General features: G+C 74.0%; 18 protein-coding genes and 2 pseudogenes. 12 read left to right on the plus strand and 8 right to left on the minus strand.

What is annotated here, in order from left to right; genetic code table 11:
• Window positions 1–32 precede the first annotated feature (32 nt).
• Window positions 33–1208 (plus strand): agmatine deiminase family protein, encoded by a 1176-nt coding sequence (locus ACIBEC_RS29110; RefSeq protein ID WP_360498962.1) that lies wholly within the window; start codon window positions 33–35, stop codon window positions 1206–1208.
• Window positions 1209–1324: 116 nt separating this feature from the next.
• Here ACIBEC_RS29110 and ACIBEC_RS29115 read toward each other — a convergent pair whose 3' ends face one another.
• The 3 genes and pseudogenes from ACIBEC_RS29115 to ACIBEC_RS29125 all read right to left on the minus strand — a co-directional run.
• Window positions 1325–2221 (minus strand): DUF4436 family protein, encoded by an 897-nt coding sequence (locus ACIBEC_RS29115; protein WP_360498960.1) that lies wholly within the window; start codon window positions 2219–2221, stop codon window positions 1325–1327.
• Window positions 2218–3393 carry an agmatine deiminase family protein gene (locus ACIBEC_RS29120; RefSeq protein WP_360498958.1) on the minus strand — a complete coding sequence of 392 codons (1176 nt, stop codon included), beginning with the start codon at window positions 3391–3393 and terminating at the stop codon, window positions 2218–2220. The genes ACIBEC_RS29115 and ACIBEC_RS29120 overlap by 4 nt, the downstream gene beginning before the upstream one ends.
• A 230-nt stretch (window positions 3394–3623) precedes the next feature.
• Window positions 3624–4094, minus strand: a pseudogene (locus tag ACIBEC_RS29125) (ATP-binding cassette domain-containing protein); the annotation flags it as partial.
• Between the two features lie 57 nt (window positions 4095–4151).
• Between ACIBEC_RS29125 and ACIBEC_RS29130 the strand changes: the two are divergent.
• The 6 genes and pseudogenes from ACIBEC_RS29130 to ACIBEC_RS29155 form a co-directional block, all read left to right on the plus strand.
• Window positions 4152–4442 (plus strand): annotated as a pseudogene (locus ACIBEC_RS29130) (urease subunit alpha); the annotation flags it as partial.
• Window positions 4443–4656: 214 nt separating this feature from the next.
• Complete coding sequence (locus tag ACIBEC_RS29135) at window positions 4657–5049, plus strand: DUF302 domain-containing protein (protein ID WP_360498956.1); 393 nt, start codon at window positions 4657–4659, stop codon at window positions 5047–5049.
• A gap of 36 nt (window positions 5050–5085) precedes the next feature.
• A complete protein-coding gene (locus tag ACIBEC_RS29140) occupies window positions 5086–5928 on the plus strand; it encodes a universal stress protein (protein WP_360498954.1) in 843 nt (280 codons plus the stop codon).
• Between the two features lie 229 nt (window positions 5929–6157).
• Window positions 6158–7594: a diacylglycerol kinase family protein gene (locus ACIBEC_RS29145; RefSeq protein WP_360498952.1), complete on the plus strand. Its 1437-nt coding sequence runs from the start codon at window positions 6158–6160 to the stop codon at window positions 7592–7594.
• Window positions 7587–8165 (plus strand): phosphatase PAP2 family protein, encoded by a 579-nt coding sequence (locus ACIBEC_RS29150; RefSeq protein WP_360498951.1) that lies wholly within the window; start codon window positions 7587–7589, stop codon window positions 8163–8165. Before ACIBEC_RS29145 ends, ACIBEC_RS29150 begins: the two co-directional genes overlap by 8 nt.
• Window positions 8166–8236: 71 nt before the next feature.
• Window positions 8237–8872, plus strand: a complete 636-nt coding sequence (locus ACIBEC_RS29155; RefSeq protein ID WP_360498950.1) for a DUF1345 domain-containing protein — start codon at window positions 8237–8239, stop codon at window positions 8870–8872.
• Window positions 8873–8962: 90 nt separating this feature from the next.
• Here the strand turns inward: ACIBEC_RS29155 and ACIBEC_RS29160 are convergent, their stop codons facing one another.
• Both ACIBEC_RS29160 and ACIBEC_RS29165 read right to left on the minus strand, forming a co-directional pair.
• The gene (locus tag ACIBEC_RS29160; RefSeq protein ID WP_360498949.1) at window positions 8963–11155 is read right to left on the minus strand and encodes an AAA family ATPase; all 2193 of its coding nucleotides are present in this window, start codon (window positions 11153–11155) and stop codon (window positions 8963–8965) included.
• Between the two features lie 135 nt (window positions 11156–11290).
• On the minus strand, window positions 11291–12913 hold the full coding sequence (locus tag ACIBEC_RS29165) for an ADP-ribosyltransferase domain-containing protein (RefSeq protein WP_360498947.1): 1623 nt from the start codon (window positions 12911–12913) through the stop codon (window positions 11291–11293).
• A gap of 265 nt (window positions 12914–13178) precedes the next feature.
• Here ACIBEC_RS29165 and ACIBEC_RS29170 point away from each other — a divergent pair, with 265 nt between their 5' ends.
• The 3 genes from ACIBEC_RS29170 (at window position 13179) to ACIBEC_RS29180 (ending at window position 15624) form a co-directional block, all read left to right on the plus strand.
• Window positions 13179–13865 (plus strand): macro domain-containing protein, encoded by a 687-nt coding sequence (locus ACIBEC_RS29170; protein WP_360498945.1) that lies wholly within the window; start codon window positions 13179–13181, stop codon window positions 13863–13865.
• Between the two features lie 223 nt (window positions 13866–14088).
• Window positions 14089–14685, plus strand: coding sequence for a DUF1349 domain-containing protein (locus tag ACIBEC_RS29175; protein WP_360498944.1), 597 nt, complete (start codon window positions 14089–14091; stop codon window positions 14683–14685).
• Between the two features lie 57 nt (window positions 14686–14742).
• Complete coding sequence (locus ACIBEC_RS29180) at window positions 14743–15624, plus strand: BadF/BadG/BcrA/BcrD ATPase family protein (protein ID WP_360498942.1); 882 nt, start codon at window positions 14743–14745, stop codon at window positions 15622–15624.
• A gap of 14 nt (window positions 15625–15638) precedes the next feature.
• Here ACIBEC_RS29180 and ACIBEC_RS29185 read toward each other — a convergent pair whose 3' ends face one another.
• Window positions 15639–16880, minus strand: a complete 1242-nt coding sequence (locus ACIBEC_RS29185) for an SUKH-4 family immunity protein (RefSeq protein ID WP_360498940.1) — start codon at window positions 16878–16880, stop codon at window positions 15639–15641.
• Window positions 16881–17232: 352 nt separating this feature from the next.
• On the opposite strand from ACIBEC_RS29185, the gene ACIBEC_RS29190 reads away from it, so the two are divergent.
• Complete coding sequence (locus ACIBEC_RS29190) at window positions 17233–20043, plus strand: penicillin acylase family protein (RefSeq protein ID WP_396289226.1); 2811 nt, start codon at window positions 17233–17235, stop codon at window positions 20041–20043.
• Window positions 20044–20115: 72 nt separating this feature from the next.
• Here ACIBEC_RS29190 and ACIBEC_RS29195 read toward each other — a convergent pair whose 3' ends face one another.
• Window positions 20116–20418 carry a hypothetical protein gene (locus ACIBEC_RS29195; protein WP_360498938.1) on the minus strand — a complete coding sequence of 101 codons (303 nt, stop codon included), beginning with the start codon at window positions 20416–20418 and terminating at the stop codon, window positions 20116–20118.
• A gap of 142 nt (window positions 20419–20560) precedes the next feature.
• Between ACIBEC_RS29195 and ACIBEC_RS29200 the strand changes: the two genes are divergently transcribed.
• A complete protein-coding gene (locus tag ACIBEC_RS29200) occupies window positions 20561–21787 on the plus strand; it encodes a pyridoxal-phosphate dependent enzyme (RefSeq protein WP_360498936.1) in 1227 nt (408 codons plus the stop codon).
• On the opposite strand, the gene ACIBEC_RS29205 is transcribed toward ACIBEC_RS29200, so the two are convergent.
• The gene (locus tag ACIBEC_RS29205) at window positions 21784–22542 is read right to left on the minus strand and encodes a methyltransferase domain-containing protein (RefSeq protein ID WP_360498934.1); all 759 of its coding nucleotides are present in this window, start codon (window positions 22540–22542) and stop codon (window positions 21784–21786) included. The two genes, ACIBEC_RS29200 and ACIBEC_RS29205, sit on opposite strands and share 4 nt — an antisense overlap.
• Between the last annotated feature and the right edge of the window lie 56 nt (window positions 22543–22598).

The following is a 22598-nucleotide window of genomic DNA, read 5'->3' on the forward strand; positions in this document are numbered from 1 at the left end:
CCACCGCCCAGACCCTCAGCTGGAGTTCCCGTATGTCCAACGCCCTGTCCCGCCGCACCCTGATGCGCTCCCTCGCCGGTGTCGGTGTCGGCGTCGGTGCCCTCACCCTCGGCCTCACCGCCTGCGACCCCAACGGCGTCGAGGACGCCGACCCCACCGTGCCGCCCCAGCAGCCCGGCGGCGCCCCCGGCGGCACCCCCGGGGTGCGCCGCTTCGGCGCCGAGTGGGACAAGCACCTGCGCACGGTGATGTCCTGGCCGGCCTCCGAGAACGTCTGGGGCGACCAGCTCCCGGACGTCCGCCGGGACGTCGCCGGCCTGGCCCAGGCCATCGCCGCCCGTGAACCGGTCGTCCTGATGGCCCGGCCCGAGCAGAAGGACGCCGCGCAGAAGGCCTGCGGCTCGGCCGTCGAGGTGGTGCCGATCGCCGTCGACGACCTGTGGGCCCGGGACACCCTGCCGGTGTTCGTCGAGGAGGGCGGCAGGGCCAAGGGGGTCGACTTCAACTTCAACGGCTGGGGCGGCAAGCAGCAGCGCGGCAACGACTCCAAGGTCGCCCGGGCGGTGCTGGCCAAGTACGGCGTCGAGCGGATCGAGACCCGGCTGGTCGCCGAGGGCGGCTCCTTCGAGACCGACGGGCAGGGCACCCTGATGGTCACCGAGAGCTCCGTCGTCAACGACAACCGCAACCCGGGTATGAGCCGGGACCAGGTCGAGGCCGAGCTGAAGAGGCTCCTCGGCGTGACCAAGGTGATCTGGCTGGCGGGTGTCAAGGGTAAGGACATCACCGACGCCCACGTCGACTGTCTGACCCGCTTCGCCGCCCCCGGCGTGGTCCTGCTCGACCAGGCCTTCCCCGGCAGCCCGGCGGACGTCTGGTCCCGCTCGGCCGACCAGGCGCGCGCCGTCTTCCGGGACGCCACCGACGCGACCGGCAGGAAGCTGCAGGTGGTGGAGCTCCAGCAGCCCGACCCGGACCGGATCACCGGCCGCGGCGACGCCTTCGTCTCCTCGTACATGAACTTCTACATCGGCTCGAAGGGCGTCTACCTGCCGAAGTTCGGCGACGCCAGGGCCGACGAACGGGCGCAGCAGATCCTGAAGCAGTACTTCCCGAGCCGGGAGATCGTCCCGGTGAAGATCGACGCGATCGCGGCTGGCGGCGGCGGCATCCACTGCGCCACCCACGACATCCCCGCTCTCGGCTGACCGGACGGGCCGGCCCGGGGGCGTGCGGACGGGCTCCGGGACCGGCCACCGTTCGGGGCGGGGTCCGGTCGGCGGACCGGACCCTGCCCCGTCGAACCGGCCCGGAGCGTCCCCCGTCACGGGCCGGAACCGGCCGCGCCCGCCGCCTCGGCCTCGGCCTCTGCGCGCTTGCGGCGCTCGACGCGGGTGCAGGCCACGACGGTGAACGTCAGGCACGCCGCGATGATGCCCTCAGCCCAGAAGAAGGCCAGGTAGTCGATGAGCGAACCGATCGGGGGCGAGCCGGGCGCGGCGTTGCGCATGCCGATGAGCGCGAAGAGGGTCGCGGCCATCCACCCGAGCGAGGGCCACACCATCCCCTGCCGCCCCCGGTAGAGCACCTCGGCCCCGGCCATCACCGCCAAGGCGAGCGCCCACATGGCCGCGATCATGAACCAGGCCAGGATGAAGGTGCTGCGCGCCCTGGTGACCGTGCCCTCCAGGACGATCGCTCCGGACGGGTGCGGGGTGCTGGTCGGGTGGACGACGAAGAACGGGTCGGCGTCCACGAAGACCACGCCGACGGGGATGCCGCCGGTGGTGTCCGCGGCCGCGAACGACAGCGCGAAGTGGTGGCGGTCGAAGGGGTAGTCGGTCACGGTGCCGTCGTAGAAGTTGGCCGGCACGGGCTGGGGCGTCGCCGCCTCCCCCGGCGCCGCCCGCAGCTCGGTGCGGACCGCCGACTGGACGGTGATCACGACCTGCCGGCTGAAGGCGGAGGTGCCCGGCCCCGCCGCGAGGCCGCCGTGCGGGACGGGTACGACGAAGAGGGTGAGATCGCCCGTCCCGGGGTTGATGTCCTGGGAGGTGACGTCCAGTTCGATCCAGTCGCTGACGCCCGGGAGGGCCAGTTCATGGGCCTGCTGCCGGGTGTCGCGCTCGTTCAGGTACAGCGCGACGCCGGCCGAGCAGAGCACCGCCACGATCAGCAGGGCGAGGAGGAGGCGGTTGCCGCGCCGCCGCGACGCGCTCACGCGCCGGCGGCCGGCTGCTGCTGGGTGGCGCAGTGGATGCCCCCGCCGCCGCAGGCGATGTGGTTGATGCCGACCAGGGTGACCTTGCGGCCCGGGTGGAGGTCGCCGATGATGCCGGCCGCCTGGTCGTCGGCGGCCTGGTCGCCGAAGCGCGGCACGATGAGGCCGCCGTTGCTGCAGACGTAGTAGTCGATGTAGGTGGCGAGGAAGTTCTTGCCCGCGCCCTGGATCAGGTCGACGTCGGGCTCGGGGAGGTCGACGACCTTGAGCGTGCGGCCCTTGTCGTCGGTCGCGGACCGGAGCACCTGGAGCGCCTGCGCGGAGGCGGCGGTCCAGACGTCCGGCGGGGTGTCGGCGGCGGGGCGGTGCAGGACGACGGTGCCGGGCTCGGCGAAGCGGGCGAGGGCGTCGACGTGGCAGTCGGTGATGTCCTGCCCGGCGACGCCCTTGAACCAGATCACCTTCTCGACGCCGAGCAGGTCCTTGAAGCTCGCCTCGATCTGCTCGCGGGACTTGCCGGGGTTGCGGTTGTCGTTGACCCAGGCGCTCTCGGTGGCCATCAGGGTGCCCTCGCCGTCCACCTCGATGCCGCCGCCCTCGCCGGTGATCGGCGCCTGGAGGCGGGTGGTGCCGTAGTGGGCGAGGAGGTTGCGGGCGACCTGGCCGTCGTTGGCGTGGGTCTGCTTGTTCCCCCAGCCGTTGAAGTCGAAGTCCACCCCGGCGAGCCCCTGGGGGCCGGTGACGAAGGTCGGGCCGGTGTCCCGGGCCCACAGGTCGTCGACCGTCAACTCGAGTACCTCGACCGAGGATCCGCAGGCCTGCCGGGCCTGGTCGGCCTGGTCGGGGCGGGCCAGCAGGACGACCGGTTCGAAGCAGGCGACGGCCTGGGCCAGGCCCGCGATGTCCTGCCGGACGCCGGGCAGTTGGTCGCCCCACACCTCCTCCAGCGCGGGCCAGGCCATGAAGGTGCGGGTGTGCGGCTGCGACTCGGCCGGCATGGTCCGCCCGGCGGCGGCCGGGCTGCCCGCCGGGGCCGCGCCCGAGGCCGTGGCGCTCGGGCCGGGCTGCTCATCGCCGCCGCCGTCGGAGAAGCAGCCGCCGAGCAGGGCCAACGCGGCGAGCGCGGCCCCGGATTGCAGGAGCGAGCGGCGGGACGGCCGGGGGTGAGCCATGAGTCCTCGTTCCGTTGGGTGTCGGCTTCGGCTCCGCACGCTACTGACAGGAAGGTCAGGATCCGGCGCGGCACGCATCCGCCGTTCGGGGGAATCCGCTCCCGGGGTGAACCAGGCGAGGACGGAGGTGTTGCGGGACCGGGTGACCCCCGGTCCGGCAGGTCCCACCGCCTGCCGAACCGGGGCCGTCCTTCCGGGCCGTCCTTCCGGGGCCATCCTTCCGGAGCTGCCTATAGGGCGCGGCGCGCGGCGGCGATCCGGTCGGGATCCCAGCCGGGCCGGGGGACGGACTCCAGCAGCAGCCGGGTGTAGGCGTGTTGCGGGGAGTCGAGGACCTCGGCGGTGGGGCCGGATTCGACGATCGCTCCGTGGCGCATCACGACGACCTCGTCGGTGACGCAGCGCACGACGCCGAGGTCGTGGGTGATGAACAGGTAGCCGACGCCGGTCCGTTCGCGGATGTCCGCGAGCAGGTTCAGGACCTGTGCCTGCACGGACACGTCCAGTGCGGCGACCGCCTCGTCCAGCACCAGCACGGCCGGCTGGACGGCCAACGCCTCTGCGATGGCTACGCGTTGGCGCTGGCCGCCGGAGAGCTGCCGGGGCAGCGCGTCGGCCGCCCTGGCGCCGAGGCCGACCTGGTCGAGGAGTCCCCGGATCCGGGCCGCGTGGTCGGCGCCGGGGAAGTGCAGGCGCAGGACAGTGCCTGACGGACCATCAGGTCGCCGAGCGGGCCCTGCATGCTGACCCCTCGTCCTGGGCCCCTGTTCGGCGCCCACGGCGCCACCCCCGCCGACCTCTCGGTGGCCTTCACCAGCCGCGCCGCCGCCGAATCCGGCACCCACCACCGCCCCCACGACACCATGACCACCCGCCGCCGCGGCGCCGTCCGGGGAACCCGCGGCATCGGCCCTGCCGACATGGTCCGCAACACCCGCCTCGGCGAGGTCCTCGTCAACCCCCGCAACGGCCTGGTCACCCTCGACGGCACCCCGCTCCACTCCGGACCCGCCGACACCGTCCCGCTGAACCGCCTCTACTTCCTGTGAGGCGAACACCTCCCACCGGGATCGAGGAGCCGCTCGGCGGCACCCGGCCGGCCGACTCCTCGAGCGAGGACCATGCATCCTGTCCGCGCGGGCGGCCGGCCTACCCGGCCCCGCCGCGAACCCGGCCGGAGGAAGCGGCGGCGGCCGGGCCGAACCCGAGAGGCGGTGGGCCCGGCCGCCGCCGATACTGGGGCCGCGACCCCCGGGAGGAACCATGGACTACGGGATCGGAGTACGGCTCGACCGGCCGTACGCACAGACGGTCGAGGCGGTCACCGCCGCCCTCAAGGAGCAGGGCTTCGGCATCCTGACCACCATCGACGTCCGGGCGACCCTGCGCGAGAAGATCGGCGCCGAGATCGAGGACTACCTGATCCTCGGTGCCTGCAACCCCGCCCTCGCCCACCGGGCGCTCGAGGCCGACCGCCGCATCGGACTGCTGCTGCCCTGCAACGTGGTCGTCCGCGCGGACGGCGACGCCACCGTGGTGGAGGCCGTCGACCCGCAGACGCTGGTCACGCTGGCCGGCCCCGACGGCGGACTGGGCGAGGTCGCGGACGAGGCGGCCCGACGGCTGGGCGCCGCCCTCGACACCCTGCGCGGCTGAGGGAACACATCATGACGCCGATGTAGGGAGCAGACCATGACCGGACCCGTCGTCGTCGGTTTCGACGGCTCACCCGAGAGCCTCACCGCCACCGCCTGGGCCGCCCGCGAGGCGCAACGCCGCAACTGCCCCCTGCACCTCCTCCAGGCCTGGCCCTGGCCGCACCGGGACGTGGCCGACAGCGAGCGGACGCACCAGCGATCGGTGGAGCAACTCGCCGCCCGAGAATCCGAGTTGCGCGCCGCCGTCGAAGTCCCGGTCAGCTCCTCGCACGTCCCCGCCGCCCCGGCCGAGGCCCTGGAGGACGCCGCGCGCGACGCCGCCCTGCTCGTACTCGGCTCCCGCGGACTGGGCGCCGTCCGCGGTTTCCTGGTCGGCTCGGTGAGCCAGGAGGTGCTGCGCCGGGCCGCCTGCCCGGTGGTGCTCGTCCGGGCCGGCGAGGACGAGCCGGACGGCCCCGTGCTGGTGGGCCTCGACCTCGCCCATCCGGCGGACGACGTGCTCGCCTTCGCTTTCGACGCCGCCGCCCGACGCTCGGCACCGCTGCGCGTCGTGCACGTCTGGTCCCCGCCGGTCGGCACCGAGTACATGGCCTTCGACGCCATCGGCGGCCTCCAGGAGGAGCTCTCCTCCGCCGAACGGACCCGCTTCACCGAGCTGCTGGAGCCCTGGCGGGCCCGCCGCCCCGAGGTGGAGGTGACGACCGACCTGATCCGCGGCAGCGCCGGCGTCGCCCTCGTGGACGCCGCCGCCACCGCCCGTCTGCTCGTCGTCGGGCGGCGCGTCCGGCGCACCCTGCTCGGCAGCCACCTCGGCCCGGTCGCCCACGCGGCGATCCACCACGTGCACTGCCCGGTCGCTCTCGTCCCGCATGACTGACCCGACTGCGGGTAACCGGGCCGTGGGTCAACCGCACGGTGGGTCAACCGCGCGGTGGGTGAACCGAACCCTTGACCGGCCTGCCGACCGGCCCGCCCCGGGGCTCACCCGGACAGCCTGGCCGGGATGCCCGCCGTTACGGAAGTGCGCAGGCTGCTGACACGGACCGGGCTACGCGAAGAAGCCCGGGACACGGCTCAGGGAGGACGACATCGACGGGACACGGCAGGTGGGCTCCGACGGGGGCGGGACCGCGCGGGTGCTCGCTCGGTGCGCGCTGCTGGCCGCGGTCGGTGCCGTGGTCGTGCTGCTGCTCGCCCTGTGGGACGGCGGCCTGGAGGTGGTGGTGGCCAGGTTCGTGGAGCTGGTGGTCTGGGCGGCCGGCGTCTGGTGGTTCCTGGCGTACCGGGGCGCGGTGCGGGTGGTGGGCGCGCTGCTCGCGATCTCAGCGCCGATCGCTGTCGTGGTGCTGTTCGTCTACCACGACCTGTGGCCGACAGCGCTGCTGCTGATCTTCTGCTGGGGCACGGCGCTGGTCCTCGGCCGGGTGGCGCTGCGCCGCGCGCGCCCCACCGAGACGGCGCGGGCGGCCGCCGCGCCCCGGCCCCAGCGGCCGGTGCTCATCATGAACCCGAAGTCCGGGGGCGGGAAGGTCGGCCGTTTCGGGCTGGCCGAACGGGCGGAGCAACTGGGCGCCCGGGTGGTCCTGCTCGACCCCGACGCCCACGCCGACGTCGCCGCGCTCGCCCGCGAGGCGGTGACCGGCGGTGCCGACCTGCTCGGCGTCGCGGGCGGCGACGGCACCCAGGCCCTGGTCGCGGCGGTCGCCGCCGAGCACGGACTGCCGTTCCTGGTGATCTCCGCCGGCACCCGCAACCACTTCGCCATGGACCTCGGCCTCGACCGGTCCGACCCGGCGCGCTGCCTCGACGCGCTGACCGACGGCGAGGAGCTGCGGATCGACCTCGGCGAGGTCGCGGGCCGGCCCTTCGTCAACACCGTCTCCTTCGGGGTGTACGCGGACGTCGTGCAGCACCCCGAGTACCGCGACGCCAAGGCGGGCACGGCGCTGAACCTCCTGCCGGACCTGCTGGTCGGCGAGGGCGTGCGGCGGGTCGACGCCCGGGTGGACGGCCCGGCGGACGGCACCGCGCCCACGGCGCTCTCGGACCAGCAGGCGCTGCTGGTCAGCAACAACCCGTACGGCTCCCCCGACGACCTGGACAGCGGCGGCCGCCGGCCCCGCCTCGACACCGGCGAGCTGGGCGTGGTGGGCCTGCGGGTGGAGGGCGCGGCGCAGGCCGCCGACCTGGCCGTACGGGGCTCGCAGTCCACCGGCCTGACCGTGCTGACCGCGCGTCGGGTCGAGGTGACCTCCGACGAGGAGGAGATCCCGGTGGCCGTCGACGGTGAGGCGCTGCGGTTGCCCACGCCGGTGGTGTGCACGACGCGTCCCGGGGCGCTGCGGGTCCTGGTGCCGCGCAACCGCCCCGGCGTCGTACCCGTCACGCCTCGGGTGGACTGGCGGCAGCTGGCCACGCTCGCTTTCGGCCACGGCGAGCCGGACTCCGTGGGACGGGACGCCGAAGAACGGGACACGGCGGCACGGGACACGGTGGGACGGGGCGCCGAGGAGCGCGACGGCGAGGCGAGGTCCCGTGCCTGACCGGAACGCCTCTGCGGCGGGGGTGCTCACCGACCTCCGCGCGATCGACGGGGCCCTGTACGCGGCGGTGGCCGCCACCCCCACCCCGGCCCTGGACTCCGCGCTGCGGCGGCTGTCCCGCGCGGCCGACCACTCGAAGATCTCGCTGACCGTCGCCGCAGGCCTTGCCCTCCTGCCCGGCCGGCCCCGGCAGGCGGCCGTGGTCGGGGTCACCGCCGTCGCGCTGGCCTCGGTGGCGGCGAACCTGCTCGGCAAGCAGGTGGTCCACCGGCGCCGGCCCGACCGGGAGCGGGCCCAGGTGATCGTGGCACGGCAGGTGAGGATGCCGAAGTCGGCCTCCTTCCCGTCCGGGCACACGGCGTCGGCGACGGCCTTCGCCACCGCCGTCGGCGTGGTGCTGCCTCCGGCGGCGGTCCCGCTCGGGGCGCTGGCGGTCGCCGTCGGCTACTCCCGCGTGCACACGGGCGTGCACTACCCCGGCGATGTCGCGGCCGGCGCGGTCCTCGGCTTCGCGGCCGCGGCGGCGGCCCTGGCCGTCGTGCACGTGCCGCTGCGGCTCGCCGGCCGGTGAGCGACCCGCGCCCGGAGCCGTCCGACCGGGACGAACCGCCGTCCTGACTCTCCGAGCGCCGCAGGTCCTCGGTGAATGCGGCCGTCGCGGCGGGCGCGGCGGCGCTGCTCCTCGGCGTCGACAGCGGCTGGGACCTGCTGTCGGGAGCGGACACGGGCGTCCTGGTGCTGTTCGCCTACCTCCTGCCGTACCTCGTGCTCACGTCCACCGCCTTCTCGACCGCGTCGCCGGAGCGGGTGCGCGGCTGGGCCGGGGAGGAGCGGGGCACCGTACTGCAGCGCTACCTCCTGGGGACGGCGCCCGGGCCGGGCGTCTCGCTCTTCATCGCCACCGCCGCGCTGCTGGTCGCGGTGGCGTGGCTCCCCGGGCACCTCGGGTCCGGGCTCGGCCCGGTCCCCCGCGCCCTGGTGGCGCTCGCCCTGGTCGCCCTCGCCTGGGTCTGTGTGGCGGTGCCCTTCGCGGTCGCCTTCCAGGCCGACAACCTGGTGGAGGACGAGCGCGCCCTGGAGTTCCCGGACAGCCGGGAGGCCCAAGTCTGGAGCGACTACATCTACTTCGCGCTGGCGATCATGACGACCTTCGGCACGACCGATGTCACGGTGGCCTCCCGGGAGATGCGTCGCACCGTGGCCGCCAACTCGGTCATCGCCTTCGTCTTCAACACCGTCACGGTGGCCAGCCTGGTCTCCGCCCTGAACGGCCTCTGAGGCCGTCGCCCAGCGCCCCGTTCGCCCCATCGTCCTGTCGTCCTGTCGTCGTGTCGCCCCGACGCCGCAGCTGTCGGGCCGAAAGCCCGGTCACCCGCCCAGCGGCGCGGGCAGCGGCCGGGAGTGCAGGATGTCCAGCCGCGAGACCGCCCGGGTCACCACGACGTAGAGCCGGTGCAGGCCGCGCGGTTCGGCCTCGACGATCGCGGCCGGCTCCAGGACCACCACGTGGTCGTACTCGAGTCCCTTGACCAGCGAGGCGGGCAACACCGTCACCCGGGCGGTGGTGCCGACCTGCTCGGCCGAGGCCGTCGGGATCCCGGCCGCCCGGAGCGCCTCGGCGGCCTGCGCCACCGCAGCGTCCGCCGCGATCACCGCGATCGAGCCCTCGCGCTCCGACGCTGCCCGTACCGCCTCCACCACCGCGCCGCCCAAGTCGGCGGCACCCCGCGGGCCCGCCGCACCGCCCGAGCCGGCCTTGCCGTCCTGGCTCGCCCCGTCGACCCTGCGCACCGTCAACTCGCCGTCCCGCCGCAGCGAGACCGCCTGCGGCACGTCCACGTCCAGCGCGCCCAGCACCCGGTTGGCGAGCGCCATCACGGCGGCCGGCACCCGGAAGCCGGTGGTCAGCGCCACCACCGCGGCCTCCGGCTTGCCGAGGTGGGCGAGCTGCTCGGACCAGCTGCGCGCGGCCCAGGGAGCGGTCGCCTGGGCGAGGTCGCCGAGGACGGTGAGGGAGCCGAACACGCTGCGGCGGGCGATCGCCCGGCACTGCATCGGGGAGAGGTCCTGGGCCTCGTCCACGACGACGTGGCCGAAGCCGGCCGGGCGCTCGATCAGGCCGGCCACCTCGTCCAGGAGCATCAGGTCGTGCTCGGACCACTTCGCGCTCTTCTCCGAACGCGGCGGCCGGCGCCACAGGATCGCCGCCTGCTCCTCGGGGCTGAGCACCCCGTCGGCGGCCTCGGCCAACACGGCGGGGTCGCCGAGCAGCCCGGCGACCACGGCCTCCGGGCGGAGGTTGGGCCAGGCCGCCTCCACGAAGGCCGCGACCGGCCTGCAGCGGCCGACCTTCCGCTGCCACACGCCGGACATCACGCCGGCCCGCCGCTCCGCCTGGTCCTGCAGCATCGCCACCACGCGGGTGCGGACGTTCTCCCGGCCGATCGCGTACGGCGGCGCCTGCTCGCGCAGCTCGGCGACCATCCGGTCGAGCCGCTCCGGCGACACCCGCCACCGGTAGGAGCCGTCCGGGACGACGAGCGGCTGCGCGCCCACCGTCCGGATCCGCCCGTACAGCGCCCGGCGCAGCACCGTCGCCATCCGCGCGTCCTGCTTGACCGCAGCAGCCCGCTCGTCGTCCACGGCGGTGACCGGGCGGGTGGTGACCAGGTCCTCGACCGTGCACTGGCCGACGTCGATCTCGCCGAGCGCGGGCAGGACCTCGGCGATGTAGCGCAGGAAGGTCCGGTTGGGGCCGATCACCAGCAGGCCGCCGCGCCGGATCCGCTGCGGGAAGCTGTAGAGCAGGTACGCGGCGCGGTGCAGGCCGACGGCGGTCTTGCCGCTGCCGGGCGCGCCCTGCACGCAGACGGACTCGCTCAGCCCGCCCCGCACCAGCTCGTCCTGCTCGGGCTGGATGGTGGCGACGATGTCCCGCATCGGGCCGGTGCGGGGCCGCTCGATCTCGGCGGCGAGGATGCCCGCCGGACCGCCCCCGGCCGCGCTCGTACCGCTCTCCGCCGTGCCCGTACCGCCGCCCTCCCCGCTCGGCCCGGCCCCGTCGAGGGGTTCGTCCTCCAGCCCGGTGAGCTCCTCCGGCCGGCCGACGCTCCACGGCGCCCAGCCGAACCGGCGGCGCCGCGCGAGCCCGAGCGGATCGTGCATGCCGGCCTGGTAGAACGCCCGGGAGACCGGGGCCCGCCAGTCGACCACCAGGGGCGGCACCGTCGGGTCCTCGGAGATCCGCTGACGGCCCACGTAGTAGCGCTGCCGCCGGTGGTCCCCGGCCTCCGGGGTGTCGGCGAAGTCGAGGCGGCCGAAGAACGACGGGCTCTGCGGCAGCTCCTTCATCCGCTTGGCGCGCGTCCGCAGGTACCGGCCGAGCGCTTCCGCGCTGGCGCCGTCGCCGGAGACGTCCTCTCCGGCGACGACCTGGTGGCTCGCGTCCTCGACCTGCCGGGCCATCGCCGCCCGGCAGTCCTCGACGTAGGCCCTTTCCCGCCGCAGCTCGCCGTCGAGGCCCTGGGCTTCCGGCGCCGCCTGCTGGACTTCCGAGGTCATCGTTCGCGTCCCTTCCCTCGCCACGGGCGCACCCGCTCGTTCGAAATCCAGCATAACTGAACTCAGTAAAAATACTGACTCGGTTATGCATTCTGGCGGCGTCCGGATTCCGGGACGAGGGGCGGCGAGGCCGGTTCAGGACACCAGGGGCGCCTCCGCCAGCTCGGTCAGCGTCACGGTGCACAGGCCGCCGCGCTCGGCCCGGACGTCCGTGACCTCCAGCTGCGTGCCCGGCAGCAGAATGAACTCCTCCTCGCCGGTGAACGCCGAGAACCTCTGGATGCCCGCGGCCCGGGCAGGGCGCACCTCGAAGAGCGTCCGCTTGCCGCGGCTGCCGAGGAAGGCCTGCGCCACCCCGAGCTTGGACGTGCAGGAGGACACGCCCCACCACGTCACCGTCTTGCCGAGCGGGTACTGCCGGCGCAGGTCCAGCGAGACCCCGCGCCAGAGCGGCTCGGTGCGAACGGGCAGCCGCGACACCGCCGCGAACAGCAGCCGCAGGTACGGGAGGTAAGGCACCAGCCGGCCGCGGTCCGGCGAGCGCAGGACGGCGTTGATCTCCCGGTAGAACGCGGACTCGCAGGTGTACAGGTACAGCGCGGCGATCTCGTCGGCGGACAGGCCGGCGGCCGCCTCGTCCGCCCGCCGCTTGCCGAAGTCGTGCGACAGCGCCACGTGCCGGTCCAGGCCGCGCAGCACCTCGGCGACCGGGGCCGCCGCCTCCCGGAAGCCCATCAGCGGGGTGTCGAACACACCGGTGATGGCGGGCAGGACGAGGCCTTCGTCCTTCACGCTCGCGAGGCGGTCCAGGTAGAGCTGGTGCAGCTCCATGGTGGAGGCGATGAAGGCGCCCATCCGCTCGGCGACCGCGCCGTCCGCCCCGCCACCGCCGTCGGCCGACTGCGCGTTCCACCCGGTGCTGGGCAGCCAGTCCACCTCCTCGGCGCCGAGCGCGGCGAGGGCCGCGTTGACCGTCGCGAAGTGCTCGCCGTCGCAGAAGATGTCGCCCTGGGCGGCGGGGTTGGCGTGGTCGATGTGCCGGACCTCGACCTCGGGGTACTTCTTCTGCAGCCGCAGCACGACGTTCTTCAGGTTGCGCGCGTGGGCGCCCCACCACGCGAAGACCACGTAGCGGTCCTCCTCGGCGGCCTGCTGCTTGGCCCGGAGGATCTCCTCGACGATCCGCTCGGCGACCGGCCGCCAGAACGCGGTGTGCTGGTCCGGCCCCATCGCGCCGTCGCTGCTGGCGGTCAGCGCGGCATTCAGCAGCAGCACGCCCTGGGTGAGCATCGCCTGGAACCACTCCGGCGGCTGGACGGTCTCCTGCTCCTTCAGCAGCGCCCGTATGTCGGCGATCGGCGTCTTCTTCGGGATGCCGTACTTCCACATCGCCGCGGCCTTGATGATGCAGCGGATGCTGACCACCCGGCCGAACTTGCTGTCCTTCCAGTCATGGAAGGTGTTGTCGAACATCGCGATGCCGGTGGCGCTCTCCGGCCGCGGGTACGGGTTCTGACCGAAGACCACCACCTTCCACTTGTGGGGCGCGTGCGGCTTCAGCGCCTGGAAGGTCAGCTCGCGGACGGGGACGACGTCCGGACCGCGGCCCGGGCCGATGAACGAGGCCGCGCCGGACTGTGCCTCGATGACCGGCTTCAGCAACGGGAGCCACGGCTCGCCGCCGCCCGTGAACAGCTCCGCGAGGGCGAGCGGGTCGTTCGGGTCGGGCTGGGTGGCGGGGGTGTCGACAGCGCTCATGGTGGTGCCCTAAGGGTGTGAGGCGGCCCGGCTGGTCGGGGCCGTACGAATGACGGACGGGTGGCAGACGGGTGGCAGGCGAACGACAGATGACGATCCGTCAGGTCCCTGGCGGACACCACAGTCCTACCAGCCGGGAGTGACAATCCGGGCCGCCCGGGGCGGCGGCCGGGCGGGCACCGACGGACGCCGACGGATTGTCAGTGGCGCGCGCTAGCTTCGTCGATGTCAGCAGGAACCACACCCGAACGACAGGAGCTTCAGCATGACCACGGACCGTGCGCAGTCGCCGCTCAAGGTGGTGTTGACCGACCTCAACGCGACGGTGGTCGAGTCCTGGCGGGCGGCCTTCGCCGACACCCCCGGGATAGAGATCCGGAACGCCTCGATCCTCGCCACCAAGGCCGACGCCTGGGTCAGCCCCACCAACTCCCGCGGCCGGATGGACGGCGGGACGGACGCGGCGATCAAGCGCCACCTGGGCGCGGGCATCCAGCTGCGGGTGCAGAAGGCGATCCGCGACGGGCACGCCGGCTCGCTGCCGGTCGGCAGCGCGGTGTGCGTCCCGTCCGGAGCCGTCAACCCGCGGTTCCTGATCTCGGCCCCGACGATGCAGACCTCCTCGCAGAACGTGAGCGAGACCTTGAACGTGGCGCTGGCCTGCGCCGCCGCCTTCCAGGCGGTCCACCGGCAGAACCGGCTGGAGCCGGGCTCCATCCGGTCGGTCGCGCTGGTCGGCCTGGGCGCCCAGACCGGCCGGGTGCCGGCCCGGATCTGCGCCAACCTGATGTGGACGGGCTACACCCTCTTCAACGACCACCACTTCGAGGACGACGACGACCTGCGCGCCACCATCCTCGCCCAGCTGGACGACATCGAGCGGGCCCCCGCCACCGAGCGGGTCCGCATCGCCCCGCCCGCACGCCGGAGTGCCTCGACCCGGACCTCCTAGACTCCGGGTTCGTCGACCCCGAGTGCCTTGACTCCGGGTTCCTCGACTCCGAGTGCCTCGACCTGGGGGTGTGATGACCGGTCGGCCGGCGTCGATCCGGCGATTCCCGATCCGTCACGTGCCGAAGCCCAGACAAACCTCCCCAAGCCCACCCGGGCGGGTGTTGAATGGCCCTTTCTGAAAATTGCAGCCATCCGCTGGCAGACCGGAAGGAAGGCCTCCCATGCACCCGCCCCGCGACATCGCCTGGCACGAGGGCAGCTGGCTCAACCAGCCCGAGCAGGCGCGGACCGACGGGACCGACCTCCTGGTCACCGCCCGCGGCCGCAGCGACTTCTGGCGCACCACCAGCTACGGCTTCGTCCGCGACGACGGGCACGCGCTGCTCACCGGCTTCCCACCGGGCAGCGCGACCGAGGTCACCTTCGTCGCCGACTTCGGCGCCCTCTACGACCAGGCCGGCCTGCTGGTCCGGGTCGACCCGCAGACCTGGATCAAGGCCGGGGTCGAGATGAGCGACGGCCTCCCGCACCTGGGCGCGGTCGTCACCCGCGGCGTCTCCGACTGGTCGCTCGCCCCCGTACCCGAGTGGCACGGCAGACGGGTCACCGTCAGAGCCAGCCGCAGCGGGGACGCCGTGACGGTCCGCGCCCGCTGCGAAGACGGCCCCTGGCGCCTGGTCCGGCTGGCGCCGCTGCCCCCGGGAGCAGCGGCGGCGGCCGGACCGTTCTGCGCCTCACCCGAGCGGGACGGGCTGCAGGTCCGCTTCACCCGCTTCGCCCAGGGACCGGCGGACACGGCACTGCACCTGGCAGACTGACCGCCGATCAGCCAGCCCCAGCGCGGCCGGCCCCCTCCGCCAACCGGAGCCGCCCCCGTGACCACCCTCCAGCTCGGCGTCGACGCGGGCGGCAGCCGCACCCGCGCCGTCCTCCTCGACACCGTCGGCACACCGCTCGGCCGGGGCGAGAGCGGCGGCGCCAACCCCGCCGGGCAGGACCCGGCCCGCACCGTCGAACACCTGGCCGCCGCCGTGTCGGCCGCACTCGGGCGCCGCGATCCGGCCCGGGTTGCGGCCTGCCTGGTCGGCCTGGCCGGGTACGGGGCGCTGGCCGACCCGGACGGTTTCGCCCGGCGGACCCGCGCCGCCCTCGGCCTCCACTGCCCGGTCCGGCTCGTCCCGGACACCGTCCCCGCCCTGGCCTCCGGCGGCGTCACCGACGGCCGGGGCGCCGTGCTGATCGCCGGGACGGGCACGATCTGCGTCCGCTTGGACGGCACCCGCACGCTCGCCCGCCACGGCGGGCTCGGCTGGCTGCTCGGCGACGAAGGCGGCGGCTTCTGGCTCGGCCGGGAGGCCCTTCGGCACGCGCACGCCGACCCGGACGGCCCGCTCGGCACCGCCGTCCGCGCCCACTGCGCCGCCGACTCCCCCGACGGGCTGCTGCGGTGGGCCTACGACGGCCCGCCGCGCGGGCTCGCCGACCTCGCCCCGCTGGTCTCCCGGCTGGCCGCCACCGGCGACGCCACCGCCCTCGCGATCGCCCGCACCTGCGCCGGCCACCTGGCCACGCTGGTCCGCGCCACCGCCGTGCCCGCCGAACCGCTCGTCCTCACCGGCTCGGTGGCCACCTCACCCGGCCCGATCCGGCAGTACCTCCTCCACCACCTCGCCGACCTCACCCCGCGCCTGCCGAGCACCGACGCAGCCACCGCCGCCGCCCGCCTCGCCGGCCGCCTGGCCCGCCGAACCCCCTGATCGCCCTCCCCCCGCTACTCCAGCAGGCTCCCCATGTGGCCGTCGTCGATCCGGATCGGCCAGAAGTGCGTCTCGGACGCGAACGCCTCCGGGTCCAGCGCGCGCAGGGCTTCCTCGGCCGCACAGTCCAGCAGTTCCCGCGGGTGGAAGGCCTCCCAGGGCACCGGTGCGTGCCCGCCGTCCCAGTGGCGCCGGTCGGCGCGCAGGCGCTCGTACGTCCAGACCACGTAGAGCATGGCCGAGACGTCGCGGTGCAGGTACGCGGCGGGCTCGCCGTCGTCGAACCAGGCCGGGAGTTCGAGGAGGCCGGTGGCGCCGTCGAGCGCGATGGTGAAGTCGTACGGCCAGTCGCCGAAGGCCAGGAACTCGCCCTGGTAGTCGCGGCGGTACTCCTCGCCGTACTCGGGGTCATCGGGTTCGAAGGAGTCCGGGAAGGTCTCCGTCATCGTGAACAGCGGCCCCACCGGGTCGATCCGGAAGATCCCCCGGGTGGAGACCGGCAGGCCGAGCCCGGTGAGCAGCCGCCGGGTCGGGGCGTGGCTGAGCACCGCCGGCAGGTCGTCCTCGTGGAAGCGCCGGACGGTGCCGTCGGTGAGCACCGCGACGTCCTCGACCAGGGCCGCGTCGATGGCGTATCGCAGGCCGTCCGGCTCGCCCGGCAGCGCTCCCCAGGCGAGGGCCCGGACCCGCGTCGCCGTCTCCCAGTGCGCCGGCCGGTCGTCCGTCCGCCGGAACAGCGCCGGATCGGCCTGGCGCATCCGCTCCAGGGAGATCCGGACGGCCTCGGCGACCGTCTCCGGGCCGCGCGGCTCGAACTCCTCGCCGTCCTCGGGCTCGTACGGTTCGTCGGCGCCGGCCGTGACGGCCTCGACCTCGATCATCAGGGCGACCAGCGACTCCAGACCGCTGGCGAGCAGGTCTCGCCGCAGGGCACCGGAATGGTCCTGGCAGGCCAGGTACACCTCGCCGGTGGCCCCGTCGAGCAGCACATCCGCGAGGTTGCCCCCGTACCGGTCCTCGTACCGCGCCTCCCCCAGCACGATCAGGGTCTCGGCGCCTTCCTCCCGGAACTCGTCGTACCAAGTCGCGGCCGTCCGCAAGGGCTCGTACCAGGACGCCGCCAGGTCCAGGTACGCGAAGGAGCGGGGCAGGCCCCCGGCCGCCAGCCGCTCGCGGCTCGGCCCGTGGGTGAGCCCGGCGGGCAGCTCCCGAAGGCCCACCCCCTCCGTGCTCGCCGCCGCGTTTGTCTCCACCACGGCACACCCCCTCCTCCGCCGCTCCGACGGACGATCTTGCCTCCGACGCCCCGACCATAGCCGACAGCACCGACAACCGGCCCGGCCGTCCTCGCCGCCCCCACCTGTGGCCCTGCGCAGCGGACCTCGAGGCAACGGTGAAGGGCAGCCCCACCTGTACGCCGTCACCGCCGACCGGCACCTGCTGACCTTGAGCGGCGTCACCGCACTCGCGAGCGACGGTGCACCGCCACACCGCCCACGGCCCGTCAACTTCACGCTGCTCCAAAGGAAATGGCATGCACGCCACTAGCCAACCGGTCAGTAGCGCCCCTACCGTCGACTCCCCGTGGCTTCGACGGAGGAGTCCGCCTTGCGCCTACGCCCCCACCCCCTCCGATTCCCGGCCGCCGCCCTCGCGTCGGCCCTGCTCGTCACCGCCGCCCTGACCACCGCCCCCACCGCGGCGGCCGCCCCCACCACCCCCACGACAACGACCGCCGCCGCCGGCGACTACTGCGGCGGCCACTGCGCCGACATCCTGCCGCCCGGCGAGAACGGCAACGCCACCCTCGCCGACATCCTGCTCAACCGGATGTTCGGCACCCGCCCCGCCCACACCGACGACCAGCTCGGCCCGTACGCTTCGCTCGCCTCCGGCTACCCCGGCCTCACCGACGCCAAGTTGCGCGACTTCTTCAACGACGCCTCCTTCGGCGTCCCCGCCGACCAGGTCGCGAGCAGCACCAGCCCCCGGTCGGACGTCACGATCGTGCGCGACAAGGCCACCGGCGTCCCGCACATCACCGGCACCACCCGCTACGGCACCGAGTTCGGCGCGGGCTACGCCGCCGCCCAGGACCGGCTCTGGGTGATGGACCTCTTCCGGCACGTCGGGCGCGGCCAGCTGTCCGGCTTCGCGGGCGGGGCAGCCGCCAACCGCCAGCTGGAGCAGAGTTTCTGGCAGGCCGCGCCGTACACCGAGGCGGAGCTGCAGCAGCAGATCGACGCGATCGCCGCCCGCGGCGGCCGGGCCACCCAGGCCCTCACCGATGCCAACGCCTATCTCGACGGCATCAACCAGTACGCCAAGGAGTCCTACAACGCCCGGACCTTCCCCGGCGAGTACGACCTGACCGGGCACATCGACCCGATCACCAACGCCGGGTCGATCGAGCCCTTCAAGCTGACCGACCTGGTCGCCCTCGCCTCCGTGGTCGGCGCCCTGTTCGGCTCCGGAGGCGGCAACGAACTCGCCTCCGCCCAGGTCAAGTCGGCCGCCGAGGCCCGCTACGGCAAGGACGCCGGGGATGCGGTCTGGAAGTCGCTGCGCGAGGCCGACGACCCCGAGGCCGTCCAGACCCTGCACGACGGGCAGAGCTTCCCGTACGCGACCGTGCCCGACCGGCCGCAGGGCGAGGCTCTGCCCGACCCCGGCTCGGTGGTGCCCGAGCGGATGATCTACGACGCCGACGGCTCGGCGAACACCGCCGCGACGAAGGCGGACGGGGTGCTCCCCGGCAATCTGCTCACCGCCAAGCACGGCATGTCCAACGCCCTGCTGGTCTCCGGCGCGCACACCGACGACGGCCACCCGGTCGCCGTGTTCGGCCCGCAGACCGGCTACTTCGCCCCGCAGCTGCTGATGCTCGAGGAGATCCAGGGCCCCGGGATCAGCGCGCGCGGCGCCGCCTTCGCCGGTCTGAGCTTCTACGTGCAGCTCGGCCGCGGCCAGGACTACGCCTGGAGCGCCACCTCCGCCGGCCAGGACATCACCGACAGCTACGCCGTCCCGCTCTGCACCACGGACGGCTCGCCGGTCACCACGGCCGCCGGCTCCTACCTCTGGCACGGCCAGTGCCTGCCCTTCGACCGGCTGGAACGCAAGAACGCCTGGAGTCCGACCACCGCCGACTCCACCGCGGCCGGCTCCTACACCCTGGTGATGTACCGCTCGAAGTACGGCCTGGTCACGGCCCGCGGCACGGTCGGCGGCGCACCCGTCGCCTTCACCGCGCTGCGCTCCACCTACCGCCACGAGGCCGACTCCATCATCGGCTTCCAGGAGCTCAACGACCCCGGCGCGGTGCACGACGCGGCGAGCTTCCAGCAGGCCGCGCAGGACATCAACTACACCTTCAACTGGTTCTACGCCGACTCCCGCGACATCGCGTACTACAACTCCGGCAGCAATCCGGTGCGCGCCCCGGGGGTCGACGCCGGACTGCCGGTCCGCGCCGAACCCGGCTACGAGTGGGCGGACTTCGACCCCGCCACCAACACCGCCCGGTACACCCCGGCGGCCGAGCACCCGCAGTCCGTCGACCAGGACTACTACGTCTCCTGGAACAACAAGCAGGCGAACGGCTACACCTCGGCCGGTTTCGGCAACGGCTCGGTGCACCGCGGCAACCTGCTCGACGACCGGGTGAAAACACTGCTGCGGAGCGGCGGCAAGGTCAGCCGGGTCTCGCTCACCCAGGCCATGGAGGGCGCCGCGCTCGCCGACCTGCGGGCCGAGGACGTGCTGCCCGACCTGGTCCGGGTACTGCGCAGCGCGCCGGTCACCGACCCGGCCACCCTCACCGCCCTGCAGCAGCTGGAGGCCTGGCTCGCCGACGGCGCGCAGCGGAAGGAGACCTCACCCGGCAGCCACGCCTACGCGGACGCGGCCGCGATCCGGGTGCTGGACGCCTGGTGGCCGCTGGTGTCCGAAGGCGTCATGCGGCCCGGCCTCGGCGACCAGCTGTTCGCCGCGCTGACCGGCGCCCTGCAGATCAACGAGTCGCCCTCGGGCGGGCAGACCGGTCCCGGCGGCGGCCCGGTGAGCGCCAACGAGGGCATCCCCCACAAGGGTTCGTCCTTCCAGTACGGCTGGTGGAGCTACCTGGACAAGGACCTGCGCGCCGTCCTCGGCGACCAGGTGAAGGGCCCACTGGCCCGCCCCTTCTGCGGCGGGGGCGACCTGACCGCCTGCCGGGGCGTCCTGCTGGACACCCTCAAGCGCGCGGCCGCCCAGACCCCGGCCCAGGTCTACCCGGGGGACGCGGACTGCTCGGCCGGCGACCAGTGGTGCGCCGACACCATCATCCAGCGCCCGCTGGGCGGCGTGACGGACACCAAGACCACCTGGCAGAACCGCCCCACCTACCAGCAGGTGGTGCAGTTCCCCAGCCACCGCTGAGCCACTGCTGAACCTGAACCAGCCCCGCATCACCCGACGGCCGCCGGCACCCCCACGGGGAACCGGCGGCCGTCACTTCACCCGATCGGCGGCGACCCTCGCGTCGCCCCGCAGGTTGTTCGCCTCGTCGCGCAGCCGCCGGCCCGCGACCGCGTACGTCCGACGGGTGGCGTTGGTGGTCATCCGTTCGGCCATCGCACCGACCAACTCCCCGGCACTGTCCACCAGCTCGGCGAGCGCGCCCAGCAGTGCCGCCTCCTCCGGCCCCGGCACCTTGTCCCGTACGCTCTCGCGGGCCTTCGGCTGCGCGTTCTCCCGCAGCTGCCGCCGCGCCTCGCCGATCGCCTCCACCATCGCCCGTACGCCGCTGTCCATCGTTCCCCCGATTCCTGTCCGACCGGACTCTCGACCGGCTCTCGACCTCGACCGGCCCTCGACCGGCCCGGTGAGTGTGCCCGCGCGCACCGGAATCACAAACCCCACCCGGTAGCACCTGAAACACCATTAGGCTGCTTACATGGCAACAGCAGACTCTCTCGCAATCGGCCAGCGCTCCCTCGGCGACCCCGACCTCGACTACCCGCTCTGGCCCCCGCTCACCGCGGGCTGCCCGCGCACGAGCACCGAGGACGTCTCCTACCCCGCCGAGGTCGACTACGCCTACGACAAGGCCGACCCGGCGAGCCTCTTCGCCCCCGCCCCGACCCGCGGCGGCCTGGAGCGCTGGGCCCCGCTGCTGCCGCCGCTGCTCGCGCCGGGCCTGGGCGAGGGCGCCACGCCGCTGGTCGAGATCGAGCCCGGGGTGTACGTCAAGGACGAGTCGCGCAACCCGACCTGGAGCCACAAGGACCGGCTGAACCGCTGCACCGTCAGCGCCGCCGTGGGTGTCGGCGCGCCCGGCATCGCGGTCGCCTCCTCCGGCAACCACGGCGCCTCGGCCGCCGCCTACGCCGCCCGCGCCGGGCTGCGCTGCGTCGTGTTCACCGGCCCCGACCTCCCGCCGAACGTCGACGCCTTCCTCAACGCCTACGGCGCGGTGGTCCTCCCGGTGCCGTGGGAGGCGCGCTGGCCGCTGCTGCGCCAGGTCGTCGACCGGCTCGGCCTGCACCCGGTCAGCAACCTGACCACCACCCACACCGGGCACACGTACGGCCCCGAGGGCTACAAGACCATCGCGTACGAGATCTTCCAGGACGTCGGCGTGCCCAGCGCAGTGTTCGTCCCGACCGGGTACGGCGAGCTGCTCTTCGGCGTCTGGAAGGGCTTCGCCGAGCTGCGCCGCCTGGGCCTGACCGACCGGGTGCCGCGCATCCACTCCTGTGAGGCGGCGGCCTCCGGTCCGCTGGCCCGGGCCCTCGAGCAGGGTCTCCCGGCCGCCCGCGTGACGGTCGGTCCGAGCAACGCCTACTCGATCGCCTCCCCGGTGAGCGGCTACCGCGGGGTGGTCGCGGTCCGGGAGAGCGGTGGCCGGGCGCTGACGCTGGACGATCACAGCCTCGCCGACGCGCAGCGCGAGCTGGCCCGCGCCGGCCTGTGGACCGAGCTGTCCTCGGCGGCCGGCCTGGCCGGGCTGCGCAGCCTCGGTGAGCCGGATCTGTCGGACGGCCCGGTGGTGTGCGTGTCGACCTCCAGCGGCTTCAAGGACCGGGGCGTCGGCACCCGGCGGACCGAGCCGGTCGCCCCGGAGTGGGAGGCGGTCCTCCGGCGCCTGCGAGCCGCCGGGGTCACGAGCGAGAACACCTAGTCCTTCACCGCGCGCCCGAGGTAGGTGACCTGGGGCCGGGCGGCCGGGGAGAGCACGAAGTCGACCAGCGGCGGGATCTCCTCGTCGGTGATCCGGCCGCCGCGGCGGGCCAGGACCGCCCGGACCAGGTTGAGCGGGTTCCGCGGCTTGAACTCGCGGACGTCCTGGTTGCGCAGCCCGTGCCGGGCGAGCGCGGCGGCGACCTCGGCGGGGGTGCGTAACCGGTCGGCTCGGTAGCGGCCGGGCGGCATGATCCGGGTCATCGGGATGGCCTGGAAGGCGCCGAGGTAGACCAGCCGGGCGAGGGCGGTGCGGCTGACGGTGTCGTAGACCAGGGTGGCGCCGGGGGCGAGCACCCGGGCCGCCTCGCCGAGGACCCCGTCCAGGTCGCCGGTCACCTCGAGGGTGTCGGCGCAGTAGACCAGCTCGAACTCGCCGTCACCGAAGGGCAGTTCGTCGGGCTGTGCGACCAGGTCGGTGATCGTGAGGCCGTCCCGCCGGTGGGCGGCCCGGGCGTGTCCGGTGGCCACCGGGGACGGGTCGACGGCGGCCACCCGGAAGCCGAGCCGGGCCAGTCCGGCCGCCGGGAGTCCGCGCCCGCCGCCGATCACCAGGGCGGGGCGGCCTTCGCCGCGGGGGGCGACCTCGGCGAGGTACTCCATCCGGACGGCCTGGAAGGACAGGGCGCGGATGTGCCGGCCGTCGATCGCCTCCGGGGACGCCGCGTCGAGCTCGATGTGCGGGGTGGTGCCCATGGCTGAACTCCCTCGGGACGCTCACGAAACATTCAGGTTCCCTGAGGGAACTTATC

Origin of the sequence: Kitasatospora sp. NPDC051164, assembly GCF_044455625.1 — a bacterium.
Lineage (GTDB): Bacteria > Actinomycetota > Actinomycetes > Streptomycetales > Streptomycetaceae > Kitasatospora.

Bases quoted from the DNA above. Each gene is read 5' to 3' on its own strand.
- ACIBEC_RS29160 (WP_360498949.1), bottom strand. From the start codon at position 11,155: ATGACCTCGGAAGTCCAGCAGGCGGCGCCGGAAGCCCAGGGCCTCGAC.
- ACIBEC_RS29120 (WP_360498958.1), bottom strand. From the start codon at position 3,393: ATGGCTCACCCCCGGCCGTCCCGCCGCTCGCTCCTGCAATCCGGGGCC.
- ACIBEC_RS29175 (WP_360498944.1), top strand. From the start codon at position 14,089: ATGCACCCGCCCCGCGACATCGCCTGGCACGAGGGCAGCTGGCTCAAC.
- ACIBEC_RS29135 (WP_360498956.1), top strand. From the start codon at position 4,657: ATGGACTACGGGATCGGAGTACGGCTCGACCGGCCGTACGCACAGACG.
- ACIBEC_RS29170 (WP_360498945.1), top strand. From the start codon at position 13,179: ATGACCACGGACCGTGCGCAGTCGCCGCTCAAGGTGGTGTTGACCGAC.
- ACIBEC_RS29195 (WP_360498938.1), bottom strand. From the start codon at position 20,418: ATGGACAGCGGCGTACGGGCGATGGTGGAGGCGATCGGCGAGGCGCGG.
- ACIBEC_RS29110 (WP_360498962.1), top strand. From the start codon at position 33: ATGTCCAACGCCCTGTCCCGCCGCACCCTGATGCGCTCCCTCGCCGGT.
- ACIBEC_RS29205 (WP_360498934.1), bottom strand. From the start codon at position 22,542: ATGGGCACCACCCCGCACATCGAGCTCGACGCGGCGTCCCCGGAGGCG.
- ACIBEC_RS29165 (WP_360498947.1), bottom strand. From the start codon at position 12,913: ATGAGCGCTGTCGACACCCCCGCCACCCAGCCCGACCCGAACGACCCG.
- ACIBEC_RS29200 (WP_360498936.1), top strand. From the start codon at position 20,561: ATGGCAACAGCAGACTCTCTCGCAATCGGCCAGCGCTCCCTCGGCGAC.
- ACIBEC_RS29140 (WP_360498954.1), top strand. From the start codon at position 5,086: ATGACCGGACCCGTCGTCGTCGGTTTCGACGGCTCACCCGAGAGCCTC.